16 protein-coding genes are annotated in these 16,209 nt (G+C 39.8%); 11 read left to right on the forward strand and 5 right to left on the reverse strand.

Annotation, left to right across the window (positions count from 1 at the left end; genetic code table 11):
• The first annotated feature begins 70 nt into the window (after positions 1-70).
• The 4 genes from QLG01_RS08975 to sbmA all read left to right on the forward strand — a co-directional run bounded on the left by QLG01_RS08975 (position 71) and on the right by sbmA (position 5,563).
• A complete protein-coding gene (locus QLG01_RS08975) occupies positions 71-1,546 on the forward strand; it encodes an alanine/glycine:cation symporter family protein (protein WP_005309848.1) in 1,476 nt (491 codons plus the stop codon).
• 169 nt (positions 1,547-1,715) lie between these two features.
• The gene (locus QLG01_RS08980; protein ID WP_282496281.1) at positions 1,716-2,690 is read left to right on the forward strand and encodes a patatin-like phospholipase family protein; all 975 of its coding nucleotides are present in this window, start codon (positions 1,716-1,718) and stop codon (positions 2,688-2,690) included.
• Positions 2,691-2,893: 203 nt separating this feature from the next.
• The gene (locus QLG01_RS08985; protein ID WP_013196924.1) at positions 2,894-4,129 is read left to right on the forward strand and encodes a threonine ammonia-lyase; all 1,236 of its coding nucleotides are present in this window, start codon (positions 2,894-2,896) and stop codon (positions 4,127-4,129) included.
• A 237-nt stretch (positions 4,130-4,366) separates the two neighbouring features.
• Complete coding sequence (gene sbmA / locus QLG01_RS08990; RefSeq protein ID WP_282496282.1) at positions 4,367-5,563, forward strand: peptide antibiotic transporter SbmA; 1,197 nt, start codon at positions 4,367-4,369, stop codon at positions 5,561-5,563.
• A 40-nt stretch (positions 5,564-5,603) separates the two neighbouring features.
• Here the strand turns inward: sbmA and QLG01_RS08995 are convergent, their stop codons facing one another.
• Positions 5,604-6,353: a DUF4850 domain-containing protein gene (locus QLG01_RS08995; protein ID WP_282496283.1), complete on the reverse strand. Its 750-nt coding sequence runs from the start codon at positions 6,351-6,353 to the stop codon at positions 5,604-5,606.
• Positions 6,354-6,477: 124 nt separating this feature from the next.
• Here QLG01_RS08995 and QLG01_RS09000 point away from each other — a divergent pair, with 124 nt between their 5' ends.
• From QLG01_RS09000 to QLG01_RS09010, 3 genes are all read left to right on the forward strand, one after another.
• On the forward strand, positions 6,478-7,542 hold the full coding sequence (locus QLG01_RS09000) for a DUF1176 domain-containing protein (RefSeq protein WP_282496284.1): 1,065 nt from the start codon (positions 6,478-6,480) through the stop codon (positions 7,540-7,542).
• A 63-nt stretch (positions 7,543-7,605) separates the two neighbouring features.
• Entirely contained in the window at positions 7,606-8,349 is a 744-nt protein-coding gene (locus tag QLG01_RS09005; protein WP_282496326.1) for a hypothetical protein, read from the forward strand.
• 109 nt (positions 8,350-8,458) lie between these two features.
• On the forward strand, positions 8,459-8,977 hold the full coding sequence (locus QLG01_RS09010) for a hypothetical protein (RefSeq protein ID WP_004789310.1): 519 nt from the start codon (positions 8,459-8,461) through the stop codon (positions 8,975-8,977).
• Positions 8,978-9,057: 80 nt separating this feature from the next.
• Here the strand turns inward: QLG01_RS09010 and QLG01_RS09015 are convergent, their stop codons facing one another.
• The 4 genes from QLG01_RS09015 to gatC all read right to left on the reverse strand — a co-directional run bounded on the left by QLG01_RS09015 (position 9,058) and on the right by gatC (position 13,120).
• Positions 9,058-9,636, reverse strand: coding sequence for a DJ-1/PfpI family protein (locus QLG01_RS09015; RefSeq protein ID WP_216069923.1), 579 nt, complete (start codon positions 9,634-9,636; stop codon positions 9,058-9,060).
• A gap of 168 nt (positions 9,637-9,804) precedes the next feature.
• Positions 9,805-11,274, reverse strand: coding sequence for an Asp-tRNA(Asn)/Glu-tRNA(Gln) amidotransferase subunit GatB (gene gatB / locus QLG01_RS09020; protein ID WP_282496285.1), 1,470 nt, complete (start codon positions 11,272-11,274; stop codon positions 9,805-9,807).
• On the reverse strand, positions 11,274-12,752 hold the full coding sequence (gatA, locus tag QLG01_RS09025) for an Asp-tRNA(Asn)/Glu-tRNA(Gln) amidotransferase subunit GatA (protein ID WP_282496286.1): 1,479 nt from the start codon (positions 12,750-12,752) through the stop codon (positions 11,274-11,276). The genes gatB and gatA overlap by 1 nt, the downstream gene beginning before the upstream one ends.
• A gap of 53 nt (positions 12,753-12,805) precedes the next feature.
• The gene (gene gatC / locus QLG01_RS09030; RefSeq protein WP_000107699.1) at positions 12,806-13,120 is read right to left on the reverse strand and encodes an Asp-tRNA(Asn)/Glu-tRNA(Gln) amidotransferase subunit GatC; all 315 of its coding nucleotides are present in this window, start codon (positions 13,118-13,120) and stop codon (positions 12,806-12,808) included.
• A gap of 133 nt (positions 13,121-13,253) precedes the next feature.
• On the opposite strand from gatC, the gene QLG01_RS09035 reads away from it, so the two are divergent.
• From QLG01_RS09035 to QLG01_RS09050, 4 genes are read left to right on the forward strand one after another with little or no spacing between them, the layout of a single operon-like run.
• Entirely contained in the window at positions 13,254-14,294 is a 1,041-nt protein-coding gene (locus QLG01_RS09035) for a rod shape-determining protein (protein WP_004789315.1), read from the forward strand.
• A gap of 16 nt (positions 14,295-14,310) precedes the next feature.
• Positions 14,311-15,168 (forward strand): rod shape-determining protein MreC, encoded by an 858-nt coding sequence (gene mreC / locus QLG01_RS09040; protein WP_004789316.1) that lies wholly within the window; start codon positions 14,311-14,313, stop codon positions 15,166-15,168.
• Entirely contained in the window at positions 15,155-15,646 is a 492-nt protein-coding gene (gene mreD / locus QLG01_RS09045) for a rod shape-determining protein MreD (protein ID WP_004789317.1), read from the forward strand. The genes mreC and mreD overlap by 14 nt, the downstream gene beginning before the upstream one ends.
• A complete protein-coding gene (locus QLG01_RS09050) occupies positions 15,634-16,194 on the forward strand; it encodes a Maf-like protein (protein WP_049838059.1) in 561 nt (186 codons plus the stop codon). Before mreD ends, QLG01_RS09050 begins: the two co-directional genes overlap by 13 nt.
• The last annotated feature ends 15 nt before the right edge of the window (positions 16,195-16,209 follow it).

Below are 16,209 nucleotides of genomic sequence, written 5' to 3' on the forward strand. Positions count from 1 at the left end.
CTTTTTTGTTTATTGCAGTATTTTGGCATGTGCTTTTAGCACATTAGCAAGGAACGTAAGCGGACCGAGTATGAATGAACAACTCAATGCCACACTGATGTCGTGGGTAAAATTTTTTAATGACCCTTTATGGGACTTTTTGGTTATTTTCTTGCTAGCTGTAGGTATTTTTTATACGGTCTTAACAGGAGCTGTGCAAATTCGCATGTTCTTGCAAAGTATCCGAGTGATGAAAAGTAGTCGTACAGAAGGGGAAGATGAGCATGGTCTTACACCTTTTCAGGCGTTTGTAACTGGCCTTGCGAGCCGTGTTGGGGTAGGTAATATTGCTGGTGTAGCAATTGCTATCGCAATTGGCGGTCCTGGTGCAGTTTTCTGGATGTGGGTAACAGCTGTTCTTGGTATGAGCTCTGCTTTTATTGAGTCTACGCTTGCTCAGCTATTTAAAGTTAGAGACAGTAAGAGTAAACAGTTCCGTGGTGGACCAGCCTACTATATTACTCAAGGTTTACGCAGTAAAACCTTTGGTGTGGTCTTCGCACTTGCATTGATCTTTACCTACGGTTTCGTATTTAACTCAGTTCAAATCAACGCGATTGCTAATGCATCTTCACATGCTTGGGGTTGGGATAAAGCAAATGTTATTGCTCATTTAGGTGGCGTTGATCTAGAAATTTCATGGGTTGGTATTGCGCTTGTCGTTATGGTTGCATTGGCAATTTTTGGTGGTATTAAGCGTATCGCTAAATTTGCAGAGATGTTTGTACCTTTAAAAGCAGGTCTTTACCTATCTGTTGCTCTCTATATTGCAATCAGTAACTATGCGATTTTACCTGATATTTTAAAGCTGATTGTGACTGAAGCTTTCAATTTTAATTCTGCAGCAGGTGGTTTCTTTGGTGCAGCAGTGTCAATGGCAATGATGCAAGGGATTAAGCGTGGCTTGTTCTCTAACGAAGCCGGTATGGGTTCTGCACCAAACGCAGCAGCAGCGTCTGATGTAAAACATCCTGTAAACCAAGGTTTGGTACAAATGCTCGGTGTATTTGTAGATACTTTCATTGTATGTACAAGTACTGCAATTATTATTTTGGTTTCTGGTGTTTACCAAGATGCAGGTTTTGTCGGTGTTGAATTAACTCAACGTGCTTTAGAAACTCAAGTTGGGCATTGGGGATCGGACTTCCTTGCTGTTCTATTATTCTTATTCTGTTATTCAGCTGTACTAGGTAACTATGCCTATGCAGAAGGTAATGTGCAGTTTATTAATAACAACCCGAAAGTCATGTTCATCTTCCGTATTTTTGTATTGGTGATGGTGTACTTTGGTGCAATTGGTAGTGTTCCACTTGTTTGGTCTATGGCTGACTTGTTTATGGGTATCATGGCAACCATTAACTTGATTGCAATTTTACTGTTAACACCGATGGCACGCACATTGTTGAAAGATTACCGTGAACAATTGAAAAAAGGCATTAAAGAGCCTGAGTTTAAAATTGATAAATATCCGGAATTGAAGAAAAAAGTTGATTCAGATATCTGGTAAGTTACAAAAGGCCTCTTATAAATAAGGGGCCTTTTTCATAGGGGGATAGATAAAATACTTGAGTCTAAATTTCAAACATGACAAATTAAATAAATTCAATACAGCTTTTAACGAGACTAACAACTAAAATTGCAATCCGAACTTAAACCTCATAGTGCGAAGATAGGCCATGAAACAGCTTAAATTGTGGGTTCTCGGACTCTCTATGGTGTTGGCAGGATGCCAGACCACTACACACTTATCTGCTGCGCTCAAAACACCAACAGCAGAGGCTTATGCTCGCTCTGTTGATCAGCCATTTGCACGAATTAAAAAACAGCAAAAACGTCCTATCGTTGCACTCGTATTGGGTAGTGGTGGAGCACGAGGTTATGCTCATATCGGTGTCATTGAGGTTTTGGAACAACATGGTATCCGACCAGATTTTATTGTAGGTACCAGTGCGGGTAGTATTGTTGGAGCACTTTATGCCAGTGGCAAAAGTCCTGCTCAATTACGTGATACTGCTTTAAAAATGAAAGCTGGCGATGTACGTGATATTAGTATCGGACTAAAAGGTTTTTTTGATGGTAAAAAAGTAGAAAACTACGTTAACCAGCAAGTAAACAACATCCCACTCGAAAAAATGAAAATCCCAATGTATGTGGTTGCAACCGAATTAAAGCATGGCACTAAAACCGTATTTAACTATGGTAATACTGGGCAAGCCGTAAGAGCATCTGCTTCAATTCCAAGTATGTTTGTACCTACTAAAATTGGTAAATCTGAATATGTAGATGGCGGCTTGGTCAGTCCTGTACCAGTTGAGGTTGCACGTGACTTAGGTGCTGATGTGATTATTGCTGTTGATATTTTAGCTCAGCCTATTTATACAGAAACATCGAATGTCTGGGGACTGTTTAACCAGAATATTAATATTATGCAAGGTCGTTTGGCGGCAGAAGAATTACAATATGCGGATGTTGTTATTCAGCCAGATTTAAGAGAAAAAGCGCATATTTTTGATGTGAAAGGCCGTGAAGCTACCATGAAATCTGGTATCGATGCAGCCAATGCCAAACTTTCTGATATTCAGTTTGCTATTGATGAAAAAATAGCTGAACAGAATATGTCTACTGAAGGGTTAAGTGCACAAACTCAATAATTTGACGTTAATTATTTGAAAATTAATTAAAAAGCCTGAGTAGGGCTTTTTTTATGTGAATTTAAATCCTTAATTTTTGGAATAAAAATTTTTGTATATTAGGTATATGTTGGATATGCTGAAAACTCTGATGACCAATATAAAATATTGATGTCATTTTTAAAAAATAATTGATTTGTAATGTATTGAGGCTGACTAGATAAATGATACAGCAACAGGTTAAAAATGGGTTTCCAACATTAGATGATGTTCATGCTGCCGCAGAGCGTTTAGAAGGTTTAGTCGTAAAAACTCCTTTTGTTTTCTCAGAAACCATTTCTAAAACCTTAGGGGCTGAGATGTGGCTGAAATTTGAAAACTTACAATTTACAGCTTCTTTTAAAGAACGGGGTGCACTGAATAAACTGTTGTGTTTATCTGACCAAGAAAAACAACACGGTGTTATTGCAGCTTCGGCAGGAAATCATGCGCAAGGCGTAGCGTATCATGCTCAGCGCACAGGCGTAACAGCAACTATTGTAATGCCGAAATCGACACCTAATGTAAAAGTACAACGAGTGCGAGAATATGGGGCACGAGTCATTTTACATGGACAAGACTTTTCAGAAGCTGCTGCTGAAATGCACCGCGTTGCACAAGAAGAATCTTTAACAATTATTCATCCATTTGACGATGCAGAAATTATTGCAGGTCAAGGAACCATTGCGCTCGAAATGCTCGCAGCTGTTCCTGAACTAGACATTTTAGTTGTGCCAATTGGTGGTGGTGGTCTTATTTCTGGTATTGCGATTGCTGCCAAAGCCATAAATCCCAAAATTAAAGTGATTGGGGTGCAATCGGTTGTATATCCAAGTATGGCGAAACTTCTGTGCAATTATCAGCATGCCGTTTCAATGGGCTCTACAGTTGCAGAAGGTATTGCGGTAAAAACTCCGGGTGAGCTTACAACTCAAGTTGCTAAACAATATGTTGATGACATTGTTGTTGTCACTGAAGACATGATTGAAGAGGCAATTGCGCTGTTACTCAATATTGAGAAAACAGTATGTGAAGGGGCCGGTGCGACAGGTATTGCTGCGATTATGTCTCGTCCTGATCTATTTTTAGGTCATAAGCTTGGTGTAGTGCTTTCTGGTGGCAATATTGATACACGCGTTATGGTCTCTGTATTGCAACGTCATTTAACGCGTACAGGGCGTATGGTTCGTATTCGTGTTGAATTACCAGATAACCCAGGTGCTTTAGCCCGTTTAACAGCAATCATTGCTGAGCAAGGCGGCAATATTTATGAATTGCGTCATGAACGCTTTGCAGCGACAAGCCGTGCCAAAGAAAGCGCCGTGAGTGTTGATGTTGAGCTTAAAAGCGCTTCAGATCTAGATTTGCTGATTCAGGCAATGCAGTTGGAAGGTTATATTGTTCGTAAAGAAGAGATTTAATCTCTGATATTGCTATGTTATAAAAGCCGTATATGGCTCTATCAAGAGTCATATACAAGGTAATTTAAATGGATTAAATTGCCAAAAAGGGATGAATTTACAAAAAAACGATCAAATCCTTCAATGAAACGGGAAAAATTGACAATTCTCTAAACTTTGCCCTTCACAATTTTAAGGTTTAGGTTTTAGTATTCCTTCCATTGTAAATTTGAAGAAATATAAGGATATCCACGCTCAATGTTCAAATCATTCTTTCCATCACCACGGTATTTTTTTATATCTGTGGTTGTTTGGATCGCACTCAATATGGTGCTCTGGTACTCAGGTGGAAACACGTGGGGAACTTTTATCGGGTTTGCTAAGGGCTATCATGATGCACAACTCCCTGTGGGTGTGAGTCGTTTTTGGTCTCCAACTTTCTTATGGTTTTATCTCTGGTTTTTAGTCTCTACTGCTCTTTTTGCTGGCTTTTGGAAAGTTATTTCTAATAATCCATGGCAGCGTTGGTCTATATGGGGCTCTGCATTTATTTTATTTAACATCTGGTTTGGTGTTCAGGTCAGTGTTGCGATTAATGCATGGTATGTACCATTTTGGGATTTAATTCAAAAAATGCTTTCGAGTGGAGGTGGGGACCTCTCGGCACTATATAGTGAGACAATGGTCTTTCTTTATATTGCTATGGTTGCTGTGACTCTTGCTGTAATTAATGCTTTTTTCACAAGCCATTATGTATTCCGTTGGCGTACAGCAATGAATGAATACTACACAGAACATTGGGAACAACTGCGTCATATTGAAGGTGCTTCGCAGCGTGTGCAAGAAGACACCATGCGCTTTGCAACTATTATGGAAGACTTAGGTGTTGAACTGGTAAAAGCAGTCATGATTTTAATTGCCTTTTTACCTATTTTATTTCAACTATCTAAACATGTTCCCGTTTTACCAATTGTTGGTGAACTAGAACATTCTCTAGTATGGGCCGCAATTGTATGGGCTGCTTTTGGTACGATTCTTTTAATGGTCGTTGGTATTAAATTACCGGGACTACAATTTAATAATCAAAAAGTAGAAGCAGCTTATCGTAAAGAATTGGTCTATGGTGAAGACCATGCAGACCGCGCAAAACCGGCTACGTTACGTGAGTTATTTAGTAAAGTCCGTAAAAACTACTTCCGACTCTATTTCCATTATGCTTACTTTAACTTGGTAGCAACTTGGTATAAGCAGTTAGACATTTTATATAGTCTAGTCGTTTTATTCCCTGCAATTGCAAGTGGGAAGATGACGTTAGGTTTGATTAACCAAATTGGCGGTGTATTCGATAAGGTTCGTGAATCCTTCCAATATTTAATTAGTTCATGGAAAACAATTATTGAATTACTTTCAATTTATAAACGTTTAAAAGCTTTTGAGTCGATACTACATAAATAAATGAAAACCCGTGAAAGCGGGTTTTTTTATAAGCATTGGATTAATGGGTTGTATTATAAAAATTAAGGATAGGGCCAACCAATGACTGTTGTGATTTATCTAAGGTGACTTGAATCTCTTTATAGTTAAAAGTGTCCTCATCATCATATTTAGCAATGCCATGTGTTTGATTGTTCACTTGTGGAATTTGATAACTAAAAAAAGCCACTTTCTTAGAAGGATGAACAATATTGATTAGTTTTTTAGGGTCTTTATAACCACCGAATTCATTTTCAAGACTTTCTTTTAACAGCTCAGGAAAATAAAGCGTTGCATTTGGTAGTCCACAGCCAACACAGAATGAAGAATCATAGAGTTCTATGGCTTGTTTTTGATCTGTACTCATTATTAGAGCAAAACCAGTCCCGTTAGCACCTGCATTTGCTTGCACATCTTGCCAGTTTTTGGGAACAAGTACTAAACCTGTTTCAGGTAACGCCAGAAGCTTGAGTTGTTTTGCATGTTGAGCATCGAGTTTAAAATTAAAATGGCAGCTTTTAGGTGTACAGGTTTCAAAATCTTTAAGTAAACCATTCTCTGTTGGGCTTTGTGCTGTAACCCCATAAAACGGGATTGTAACGCCGTTTAAAAACTTTGCCTCTCCTAGAGCGTAGAATTGATTATCTGCTTTGCGGGTTGCAGCAGAGCTATAAAACTTTGGGAAATGGGGCGTAAAGCTTTTTACTTCTGCATAAGCGGTTGAAGTTAGACTGATCAATGCTGTGCTTAATAAAAAATTTAATTTTTTCATTTTTAGAAAGTAATCAATTTAAATCTTATATAAATCTAACATATTCTTTTAAACTATAAGGCAATTCAAAATTTAAAACTGTTTTTAACCTCATAATAAAACAGACCAGCAGAGACATGAAAAAATGAAAAAAATCCTTTCAATTTGCTGTTTATCAGTTATCAGTTCTTATGGTTTTGCTCAAGACATAAAAGGTATTTCATTTTCTCACCAAGAATGGGAAATCTCTTGTAGCAATACGGGTACATGTAAAGCCGCAGGCTATCAAAGTGAAGAAAATGGCGATAATCCAGCATCGCTTTTATTAGTGCGTAAAGCAGGGCCAAAACAAGCTGTGCAAGCCGAATTTGCTTTATCAGACTATGAGCAAAGCTTGCCAGCCAATCAGCTTAAAAATATTCATTTTTATGTAAATGGCAAAGATTTAGGCGCTGTGACTATAGATGGTACCGATTTGCCATTGATGGGGAAATTGAATAATTCACAAGTCAACGCTGTACTACAGCAGTCTAAACAGAAAACTGAAATTGTATTTAAAAATGCGCAGCATGAATGGAAAATTTCCGATGCAGGAATGACCGCTGTGTTATTAAAAATGGATGATTTTCAGAAGCGTATTGGGACTGTTGGTGCTTTAGTTAAAAAGGGCAGTGCCAATGAAGCTAAAGTACTTATGCCTGAGTCAAAACTACTTGTTAAACGCATTAAAACTACAGCCAAACCTTATTTAACGCTACAACCGAAAAACAAGCAGTATCAAACAATATACCGTAGCTTAATGGCAGCTAATCCGAATTCTAAAGAAGACTTTTGTGAAGGAATTTATGGTGGTAATAGTGATGGAGCTGAACCACAAAAAATTGAGCTATATAAACTAACCAATAAGAAAGTTTTGGCGACTACGTTGTGTTGGAGAGGGGCTTATAACGAAGGGTATGGGGCTTGGGTGCTAGATGAGTCTTTAAATGGTAAGGCAACGTTTGTGACCGAGTCTGCTTCAGATTTCGATAGCGGTATTATTAGTAGTGCTCAAAAAGGAAGAGGCATAGGTGATTGCTGGGCAAGTGAAGAATGGGTCTGGGACGGCAAGAGTTTTGTACATACTAAGGATATGTGGACAGGGATGTGTAAAGGTTTGGCAGCAGGTGGGGTGTGGGAGCTTGATCGAATTGAAGCTATTGTAAAATAATGCATTGAATATATAAGAATAGTCTAAGGAAATAAAATTTTGAATTATAAAATTAATTTAAAAATGGTTGCTTTAGCAGCTGTATTAAGTTGTTCGACTATATCTGTTTTTGCTGCGCCATTCCAAATTTTGGAATTTAAGAAAGGGCAACTGAGTTCAACAGAACAAAGTCAACTTTGTAAACAAATAAAAGATTTATGCCAGCAAGGCGCGCAATGGCGTAGTCTAAAAACTCCAGACCAAAATTTATGGATATTATCGAGCCGTAATGATATCGCACAGTTTAAACCTACATCTACAGGTTTTAAATTAGTCAGCAAATGGAATATTGTGACAACAGGAAGCGAAAATGGCTTTCATAAACAATATATATTTCCTAAGCTTTTTCCACTCACTCAACAGCGTTATGCAATTGCTGTAATTGATTCATTTTCTGAAATGTACTCAGGAGGTGGTGCAAATATTGAACGAGCTAGTTTTTATGAGTTAACAGAGTCTGGAACGACACATCAATTTATTGCGAATTATCCATTTAGTTTTAGTCGGATGATCAGAGCTTGTTTTTCTGAGCAGGATTATGAAAGTTCTCAAGGAAATTGTCATGATGAGGATTCTTTAAGTTTGGATATTCGTCCAGTCAAACCGCTAATGTGGCAATTCCGCTATCGTTATAGTTTAAGCGTATCACCTGCCTCAGATTCAGGTGAGAAATCATATCAGGGCAGTAGAAACTTAAATATTGATTTAAATAAAGCACCAGAACAGCCCAATATTCCAGAAGCATGGAATTATGCGGGAATGGGCTAATATTAAAGTAATTGTTAAATTTGAAGAAATAGACGATTTACAGAGTCATAACAGGTAACACGACTAGCTCTGTGATACAAAGAACAGATTGTTTATTGGAGCTAGACCCATGTCACGTCAAGTTTATGCGATTGCCCGCCGTAAGTTTTCACATTTGAGCCGTTCAGTTTGTATGGCAGTTGCTGTACTGGGTACAACACAAATTGCGATGGCGGGTCCCACGGTTGATCAGTTAAGTGACTGTTTAGTTAAGGCTACAACGGCTTCAGACAAGACCACTGTGCTTCAATGGACATTTACGGCTTTAGCTGCCCATCCTGATTTAAAAGCATTTAGTAATGTAACGCCTGAGCAAAAGGATCAGTTAGATCAGAAACTGGCGCAGGTTTTACAACGTGTGATTGTGGAGCAATGTTCTACCCAAACTAAAGCTGTGATTCAGGCTGAAGGTGTGAAGGCAGTTGGGGAGGCTTTTCAGCAGTTAGGTCAAAGTGCTGGCGAAGATATTGTTAAAGACCCCGCAGTTAAACAGCAGTTGCAGGGCACATTGCGCTATATCGATTTAAATAAATTGGTGACGACGTTTTTAACACCAGAGATTTGGAATAAGTTGGGAATCACAAGATAAAAAATCTAGTTTTCTATTTTAGTAATAAAGCCTGCTATTTAATCAGCAGGCTTTATTTTAATTGGGACGAAGAGATCTATTTAGATCGTAATCTTAGCGCCTAAAACTTTCACAAATTGCGCTAACCAAGCTGGATGTGCAGGCCAAGCTGGGGCAGTCACTAAATGACCATCTGTAACTGCTTCAGTCACAGCAATATCTGCGTATTGTCCACCTGCCAATTTTACTTCGGCGGCACATGCTGGATAAGCTGAGCAGAGGCGACCTTGTAATACATCTGCCGCCGCGAGTAACTGAGCGCCATGGCATACGGCTGCTATTGGTTTTTTCACTCGATCAAACTCACGTACAATTTCTACAACACGTTCATTCATGCGCAAATACTCTGGTGCTCGACCACCCGGAATAACTAGACCTACATAGTCTTCGGTATTAACGGCATCAAAATCAAAGTTAATGGCGAAGTTGTGGCCACGTTTTTCGCTATAAGTTTGTTCACCTTCAAAATCATGAATAGCCGTCGCAATATGGTCACCATTCTTTTTATTTGGGCAAACAGCATGCACGGTATAACCTAAACCAGTTAAGAACTGAAAAGGAACCATGGTTTCATAGTCTTCTGCATAGTCACCGACCAACATTAAAATCTTTTTAGACATGATTTATCTCTCTTTTTAAAATATAAGTTATCTAAATTCTTAATTTAAATTAGCACAATGAAAGTATGATTTTTAGCAAAAAGTGCATTCTTTAGTCGAAGGGTGTTTCGTAAGTGATATAAAAAAGCCTCGATAAATCGAGGCTTTTTGTTGAGTTGGCTAGTCAAATTAACCAATCAACTTCTTCATTAATTCATTTACTTGAGCAGGGTTAGCTTTACCCTTAGAAGCTTTCATGACTTGACCAACAAGACCGTTAAAAGCTTTTTCTTTACCAGACTTGTACTCTTCAACCATTTTTTCATTGGCTGCAAGTACTTCTTTAATGATTGCTTCAATTGCACCGGTGTCAGTTTCTTGCTTTAAGCCTTTTTCCGCAATAATGTCATCGGCAGATTTACCTTCCGATTCCCACATAAAGCCAAAGACTTGTTTTGCAATCTTACCGCTAATGGTGTTGTCAATAATACGTGCAATCATGCCGCCAAGTTGTTCAGCAGAAACAGGAGAGTCTGCCAAATCTAAGTTTGCTTTGTTTAACGCGCCTGAGAATTCGCCCATCACCCAGTTTGCCGATACTTTACCTTGTGCAGCACCGCCCGCAGCAGCCACAACAACCTCATAGAAGTCTGCCATTTCGCGTGAGAGCGTAAGTACATGTGCATCGTACTCAGTTACACCAAAGTCTGCGATAAAGCGTGCACGGCGAGCTGCAGGAAGCTCTGGAAGCGCAGCACGAGCAGCTTCGATCTGTTCATCTGCAATAATTACAGGTAACAAGTCTGGATCAGGGAAGTAGCGGTAGTCATTCGCTTCTTCTTTAGAACGCATAGAGCGCGTTTCCATTTTGTTTGGATCGAACAAACGAGTTTCTTGGTCGATGCTTCCACCGTATTCCAAAATTTCCATTTGGCGTTCAATTTCAACATTGATTGCTTGTTCAATGAAACGGAATGAGTTGAGGTTTTTAAGCTCACAGCGCGTACCAAACGGCTGACCCGGACGACGTAAAGACACGTTACAGTCTGCACGGAATGAACCTTCAGCCATGTTACCGTCGGAAATGCCTAACCAACGCACAAGTGTGTGGATTGATTTGATATATGCCACCGCCTCTTCAACTGAACGCATGTCTGGCTCAGAAACGATTTCAAGTAAAGGTGTGCCAGCACGGTTTAAGTCAATGCCAGACATGCCTTCAAATTGGTCATGAATAGATTTACCCGCATCTTCTTCAAGGTGAGCACGAGTTACGCCAATGCGTTTTGTTGTGCCATCTTCAAGCTGAATGTCGATATGACCCAAGCCAACAATTGGATTATCCATTTGGCTAATTTGATAGCCTTTTGGCGAGTCAGGGTAGAAGTAGTTTTTACGTGCAAACACAGATGCTTGATCGATGTATGCATCGATACCCAAACCAAAGCGAATAGCAAGATCAACCACTTTTTCATTCAAAACAGGGAGTACACCAGGCATTGCCAAGTCGACAAGGCTCGCTTGTGTATTTGGGTCTTGACCAAATTCAGTCGATGAACCTGAGAAAATTTTAGAATTGGTTGCAAGCTGAGTGTGAATTTCGATACCAATAACGACTTCCCAACCGTCAATCAATTTCAACTTTTGAGCTTCAGCCATTATGCATTCTCCTCAGCAATTGCCGCACGTTGAGTATGGAAATCGGTGTTTTGTTGGTATTGATGAACAATCGACAACAATTGTGATTCTGACCAGTAGTTACCAATTAATTGTAAGCCTACAGGTAAGCTGTCTTTATCAAAACCAACAGGAGCATTAATCGCTGGTAAGCCTGCTAAGTTCACTGCAAGTGTATAGATATCGCCTAAATACATTTCAGTTGGACTTAAGTTCGCACCAATTTTATAAGCAGTTGTTGGCGCAGAAGGAGCAGCAATCACGTCTACATTTTCAAATGCTTTTAAGAAGTCTTGTTGAATTAAACGACGTACTTTTTGTGCTTTCACATAGTAAGCATCGTAATAACCCGCAGAAAGCGCGTAAGTACCAATTAAGATACGACGTTGAACTTCAGGACCAAAACCTTCCGAACGTGAACGCTTGTAAAGATCCATCAAGTCAGCTGGGTTTTCACAGCGGTAGCCGTAACGAACGCCGTCATAACGTGACAAGTTAGATGATGCTTCTGCTGGCGCAATCAGGTAATACGTTGGTACATAGGCTTCAGTCATGTTGAGGTCAATCTCAACAAGCGTTGCACCCATTTCTTCAAGCTTTTTCAAAGATTCTTCAACACGAGCTTTTACGTCTGCATCTAAGCCTGCAACGTTAAAGTACTGTTTAGGAATACCAATACGTAAGCCTTTTACAGATGTGCCATTTAAGTTCGCAACGAAGTCATCAACTTCTTTTTTAACCGAAGTCGAGTCTTTTGCATCATGGCCTGCAATTACATTCATCAGGTAAGCACAGTCTTCAGCAGAGCGTGCCATTGGACCTGCTTGGTCTAAAGATGATGCGTAAGCAATGATACCGAAGCGAGATACACGACCATAGGTTGGTTTTAAGCCTGTTAAGCCACAGAAAGAAGCAGGTTGGCGAATTGAACCACCTGTATCTGTACCCGTAGCGAAAGGCGCTAAATCAGCCGCTACAGCCGCAGCAGAACCACCTGATGAGCCACCAGGAACGTGGTCAAGCGCCCATGGGTTACTCGTTGCACCAACATATGAGCTTTCAGAAGTTGAACCCATCGCAAACTCATCCATGTTCACTTTACCTAAAGTGACAAGACCAGCTGCTTTAGTTTTTTCAACAACAGTTGCATCGTAAGGAGAGATGAAGTTGTCTAGTATTTTTGAACCAGCAGTTGTTTTAATGCCTTTAGTACAAAAAATATCTTTGTGTGCCAGAGGAATACCCGTTAGAGCAGTTGCATTACCTGCTTTTAAAGCAGCATCGGCAGCGTCAGCTTCTAAAAGCGCTTGCTCAGGTGTAACCGTCACATAGCTTTTTACTAATGGGTCAATTTTAGCAATACGTTGCAAATAATGTTCAGTCAGTTCGCGAGATGAAAACTTCGCTTGGCTTAAGCCCTCAGCAAGTTCACGAATTGATAAGCGATGTAAATCAGTCATGAGTAAAATTTCTTTACATTCAAAATAGGGAAGATGGGTTAATTGAGTAAAAGTTATTCAATCACGCGAGGAACAAGATACAAACCATCTTGAGTTGCAGGTGCAACTGCTTGGTATTCATCTCGATGATTGCTTTCCGTTACCACATCAGCACGTAAAGGTTGAGGATTGTCAAAAGGACTTTTCAAAGGTTCTACGCCTTCCGTATCAATGCCTTTTAAGGTTTCCATCATGCCTAAAATTTTATTTAGACTTTGAGCATATTCAGCAGATTGCGTATCATTGAGCGACAATCGAGCAAGATTGGCGATTGCTGAAACTGTTTGTGCATTTAAATCTGCTGAATGCTGTGCATCCGATGTAGACATAACATCACCTAATCAGTATTAAAAATTTTCAAAATATCGTGCGTTATAATAAGCGATTGACTTGTTCAAATCATCACATTTAGTTTAAAGTTGCCACCTTGCATCCACATGAAAGTTTAACTGAGAACGAACCGTGATTCTAAAACGACTAATTGGCTTGTTTTCGCCGGATCTAGCCATTGATTTAGGTACAGCAAATACACTTATTTATGCACCAGGCCGCGGCATTATATTAAATGAACCAACAGTTGTGGCAATTCGTCACAGTGGTTCACAAAAAATTGTTGCTGCTGTAGGTCTAGATGCTAAGCAAATGCTGGGCCGTACGCCTGCGAATATTTCTGCAATTCGTCCAATGAAAGACGGTGTAATTGCGGATTTTGAAGTGACTGAAACCATGTTGAATCAGTTTATTGGTAAAGTTCACGAAAAACGTTTGTTCCCACCTGCACCTCGTGTAGTTGTATGTGTACCATGTAAATCAACTTTGGTCGAGCGTCGTGCGATTCGCGAAGCAGTATTTAATGCTGGTGCCCGTGATGTTCGTCTCATTGAAGAACCTATGGCTGCTGCAATTGGCGCAGGTATGCCAGTTGAACAAGCATGTGGTTCTATGGTTGTGGATGTTGGTGGTGGTACAACTGAAATTGCAATTATTTCATTGCAAGGTTGTGTCTATGCTGACTCTTTACGCATCGGTGGTGATGTTTTTGATGAGCAAATCATCAATTATGTTCGTAAAGCTCACGGTTGTGTAATTGGTGAAACCACTGCTGAAATTATTAAAAAAGAAGTAGGTATGGCTGTTTCTGATGGCACAACATTAGAAATTGAAGTACGTGGCCGTAACCTTGCAGAAGGTGTGCCTCGCGCAATTACTGTAACTTCTGACGAAATTACTCAAGCAATCTCTGATCCATTACAAAATATTGTAAGCGCAGTAAAATCTGCACTTGAGCAAACTCCTCCAGAACTTTCTTCTGATATTGCTGAGCGCGGTATTGTGTTGACAGGTGGTGGTGCATTACTTCGTAACCTCGATAAATTATTAGCTCAAGAAACTGGTTTACCAGTTGTGGTTGCTGAAGATCCTCTTACTTGCGTGACCCGTGGTGGTGGTAAAGTATTGGAATTCTTCGACAACCCGAACCATGACATGCTTTTTGTTGGTTAAGTTTAAGGATTAGGCGGTGCAACCGAATATTTTTTCAAGACAGCCGCCATCTTTCCGCTCGTTCATTATTGCGGTCATTACATGTTTGGTTGTGCTGTTTTTTGATTGGCGCATGCCGTATGTAATTCAGCCAGCAAGGGATGTCTTGTACGCTGCATATAACCCAATTTATGCATTGGCCAGTTATCCAGTACTGTCGAGAGAATGGCTGAATCAACAAACAAAATCTGAAGCACAACTGCGTCGTGAAAATACTGCGATGCAGGCTGAGCTTTTACAAGCTCAGGTTCGTTTACAGAAGCTTTCTGAACTGTCAGCTGAAAACACCCGTTTGCGAGGTCTTCTTGATACTCCATTAATTATTGATGGACGTATGGAGATCGCCGAAGTAATTGGGACAGATGCAGACCCATTGCGTCATATCATCATTGTTAATCGTGGATCTATGGACCATCTTAAGGTTGGTCAAACGGTTCTGGATGATAAAGGAATTATGGGACAGATCATTAATGTATATCCGCATAGCTCACGTGTAATGTTGTTATCAGATAAAGAACATTCACTTTCAGTACGTCTTGAACGCACTGGAATGCGGGCGATTGTTTCTGGTACTGGTGATTTGGGTCGTTTGAAAATGGAATATGTCCCGACGAGTGCGAATATTCAAGTGGGTGATAAAGTGTTTAGCTCAGGTTTGGGTGAACATTTCCCAGCAGGGTACGCAGTGGGTACAGTTGCCAAAATAAGACGTCATAATTCGGGTGAGTTTGCAGAAATTGATGTTACACCAGCCGCACAATTAGCAACAGGACATCATGTAGTCGTACTTTTCTCTGATTCTTTAGCGAAGGAGCAACCATATGCCGATCGCTAAATTGAAACGAGAAAAACGAAACGATCCATTATGGGGAATTATCCTCTCTGTAATTGTAGGCTCCGTGCTCATGGTTTACCCGCTATCCTACGATATTTCAGGTTGGCGCCCATTATTCATGTTAATGATTATGCTATTTTGGGTAGTATGTCAGCCAACATGGTGTGGAGTCTGGTTTGCATTTGGAATGGGAATTTTTACAGACCTTTTGCTTGATGCGCCTTTAGGCCTTAATGCTTTAAGTTTTGTAATTGTGACTTTTCTTACCCGTTTTTTAATTCGCGAGCGCCGTATTTTAACCTTTGGTAATTTATGGACAATTGCAACTCTGGTCATTATTGCTCATTTAGCGTTTATGTGGGTAACGCAGACCATGGGTGGAATTCATTTTTCGATTGCTAGACATTGGCAACCATTAATGACAAGTATCATCACTTGGCCAATCGTCTATTATTGTTTGGCAAAATGGCGCATATAGTTTTAGCATCTAGCTCTCCTCGTCGGAAGGAGTTATTGCAGCAACTGGGTTTAGATTTTGAAATCTATAGTCCAGATATTGACGAGTCCGTTCATGAAAATGAGCTGGTTCACCATTATGTTGAACGGTTAGCTAGAGAAAAAGCACAAACTGTATTGAAGCTTTTTCCAGACGCAATCGTTATTGCTGCCGATACAAGTCTTGGGCTTGATGGCCAAATTATTGGTAAGCCTGAATCGAAAAATCATGCCTTTGAAATCTGGAAACAATTATCTGGACGTTGGCATGATGTGTTTTCTGGATTATGTATTGCTACGCAACAAAAGATGTTAAGTCAGGTGGTGCAAACACAAGTTGAGTTTCAGCCTCTGACTACGCAAGATATGGAAGATTATTGGGCTACAGGTGAGCCTGTGGGGAAAGCGGGTGGATATGCAATTCAAGGAATTGCTTCTCAATATATTCCCCAAATTCAAGGAAGTTATAGTAATGTGGTAGGACTTCCTTTATACGAATTTGCACAGTTATTAAAAAGAGTAAAGACATAAGAGGTTGTTATCATT

The sequence above is a fragment of the Acinetobacter sp. V89_4 genome, from assembly GCF_029967875.1.
GTDB classification, from domain to species: Bacteria; Pseudomonadota; Gammaproteobacteria; order Pseudomonadales; family Moraxellaceae; genus Acinetobacter; species Acinetobacter oleivorans.

What these genes read in the sequence shown, in the direction of transcription:
- gatA (WP_282496286.1), bottom strand. Translation starts at nt 12,752, where the DNA reads ATGACTGATTTACATCGCTTATCAATTCGTGAACTTGCTGAGGGCTTA.
- QLG01_RS09000 (WP_282496284.1), top strand. Translation starts at nt 6,478, where the DNA reads ATGAAAAAAATCCTTTCAATTTGCTGTTTATCAGTTATCAGTTCTTAT.
- mreD (WP_004789317.1), top strand. Translation starts at nt 15,155, where the DNA reads ATGCCGATCGCTAAATTGAAACGAGAAAAACGAAACGATCCATTATGG.
- QLG01_RS08980 (WP_282496281.1), top strand. Translation starts at nt 1,716, where the DNA reads ATGAAACAGCTTAAATTGTGGGTTCTCGGACTCTCTATGGTGTTGGCA.
- QLG01_RS08975 (WP_005309848.1), top strand. Translation starts at nt 71, where the DNA reads ATGAATGAACAACTCAATGCCACACTGATGTCGTGGGTAAAATTTTTT.
- gatC (WP_000107699.1), bottom strand. Translation starts at nt 13,120, where the DNA reads ATGTCTACATCGGATGCACAGCATTCAGCAGATTTAAATGCACAAACA.
- QLG01_RS09015 (WP_216069923.1), bottom strand. Translation starts at nt 9,636, where the DNA reads ATGTCTAAAAAGATTTTAATGTTGGTCGGTGACTATGCAGAAGACTAT.
- QLG01_RS09010 (WP_004789310.1), top strand. Translation starts at nt 8,459, where the DNA reads ATGTCACGTCAAGTTTATGCGATTGCCCGCCGTAAGTTTTCACATTTG.
- QLG01_RS08985 (WP_013196924.1), top strand. Translation starts at nt 2,894, where the DNA reads ATGATACAGCAACAGGTTAAAAATGGGTTTCCAACATTAGATGATGTT.
- gatB (WP_282496285.1), bottom strand. Translation starts at nt 11,274, where the DNA reads ATGGCTGAAGCTCAAAAGTTGAAATTGATTGACGGTTGGGAAGTCGTT.
- QLG01_RS09005 (WP_282496326.1), top strand. Translation starts at nt 7,606, where the DNA reads ATGGTTGCTTTAGCAGCTGTATTAAGTTGTTCGACTATATCTGTTTTT.
- QLG01_RS08995 (WP_282496283.1), bottom strand. Translation starts at nt 6,353, where the DNA reads ATGAAAAAATTAAATTTTTTATTAAGCACAGCATTGATCAGTCTAACT.
- sbmA (WP_282496282.1), top strand. Translation starts at nt 4,367, where the DNA reads ATGTTCAAATCATTCTTTCCATCACCACGGTATTTTTTTATATCTGTG.
- QLG01_RS09050 (WP_049838059.1), top strand. Translation starts at nt 15,634, where the DNA reads ATGGCGCATATAGTTTTAGCATCTAGCTCTCCTCGTCGGAAGGAGTTA.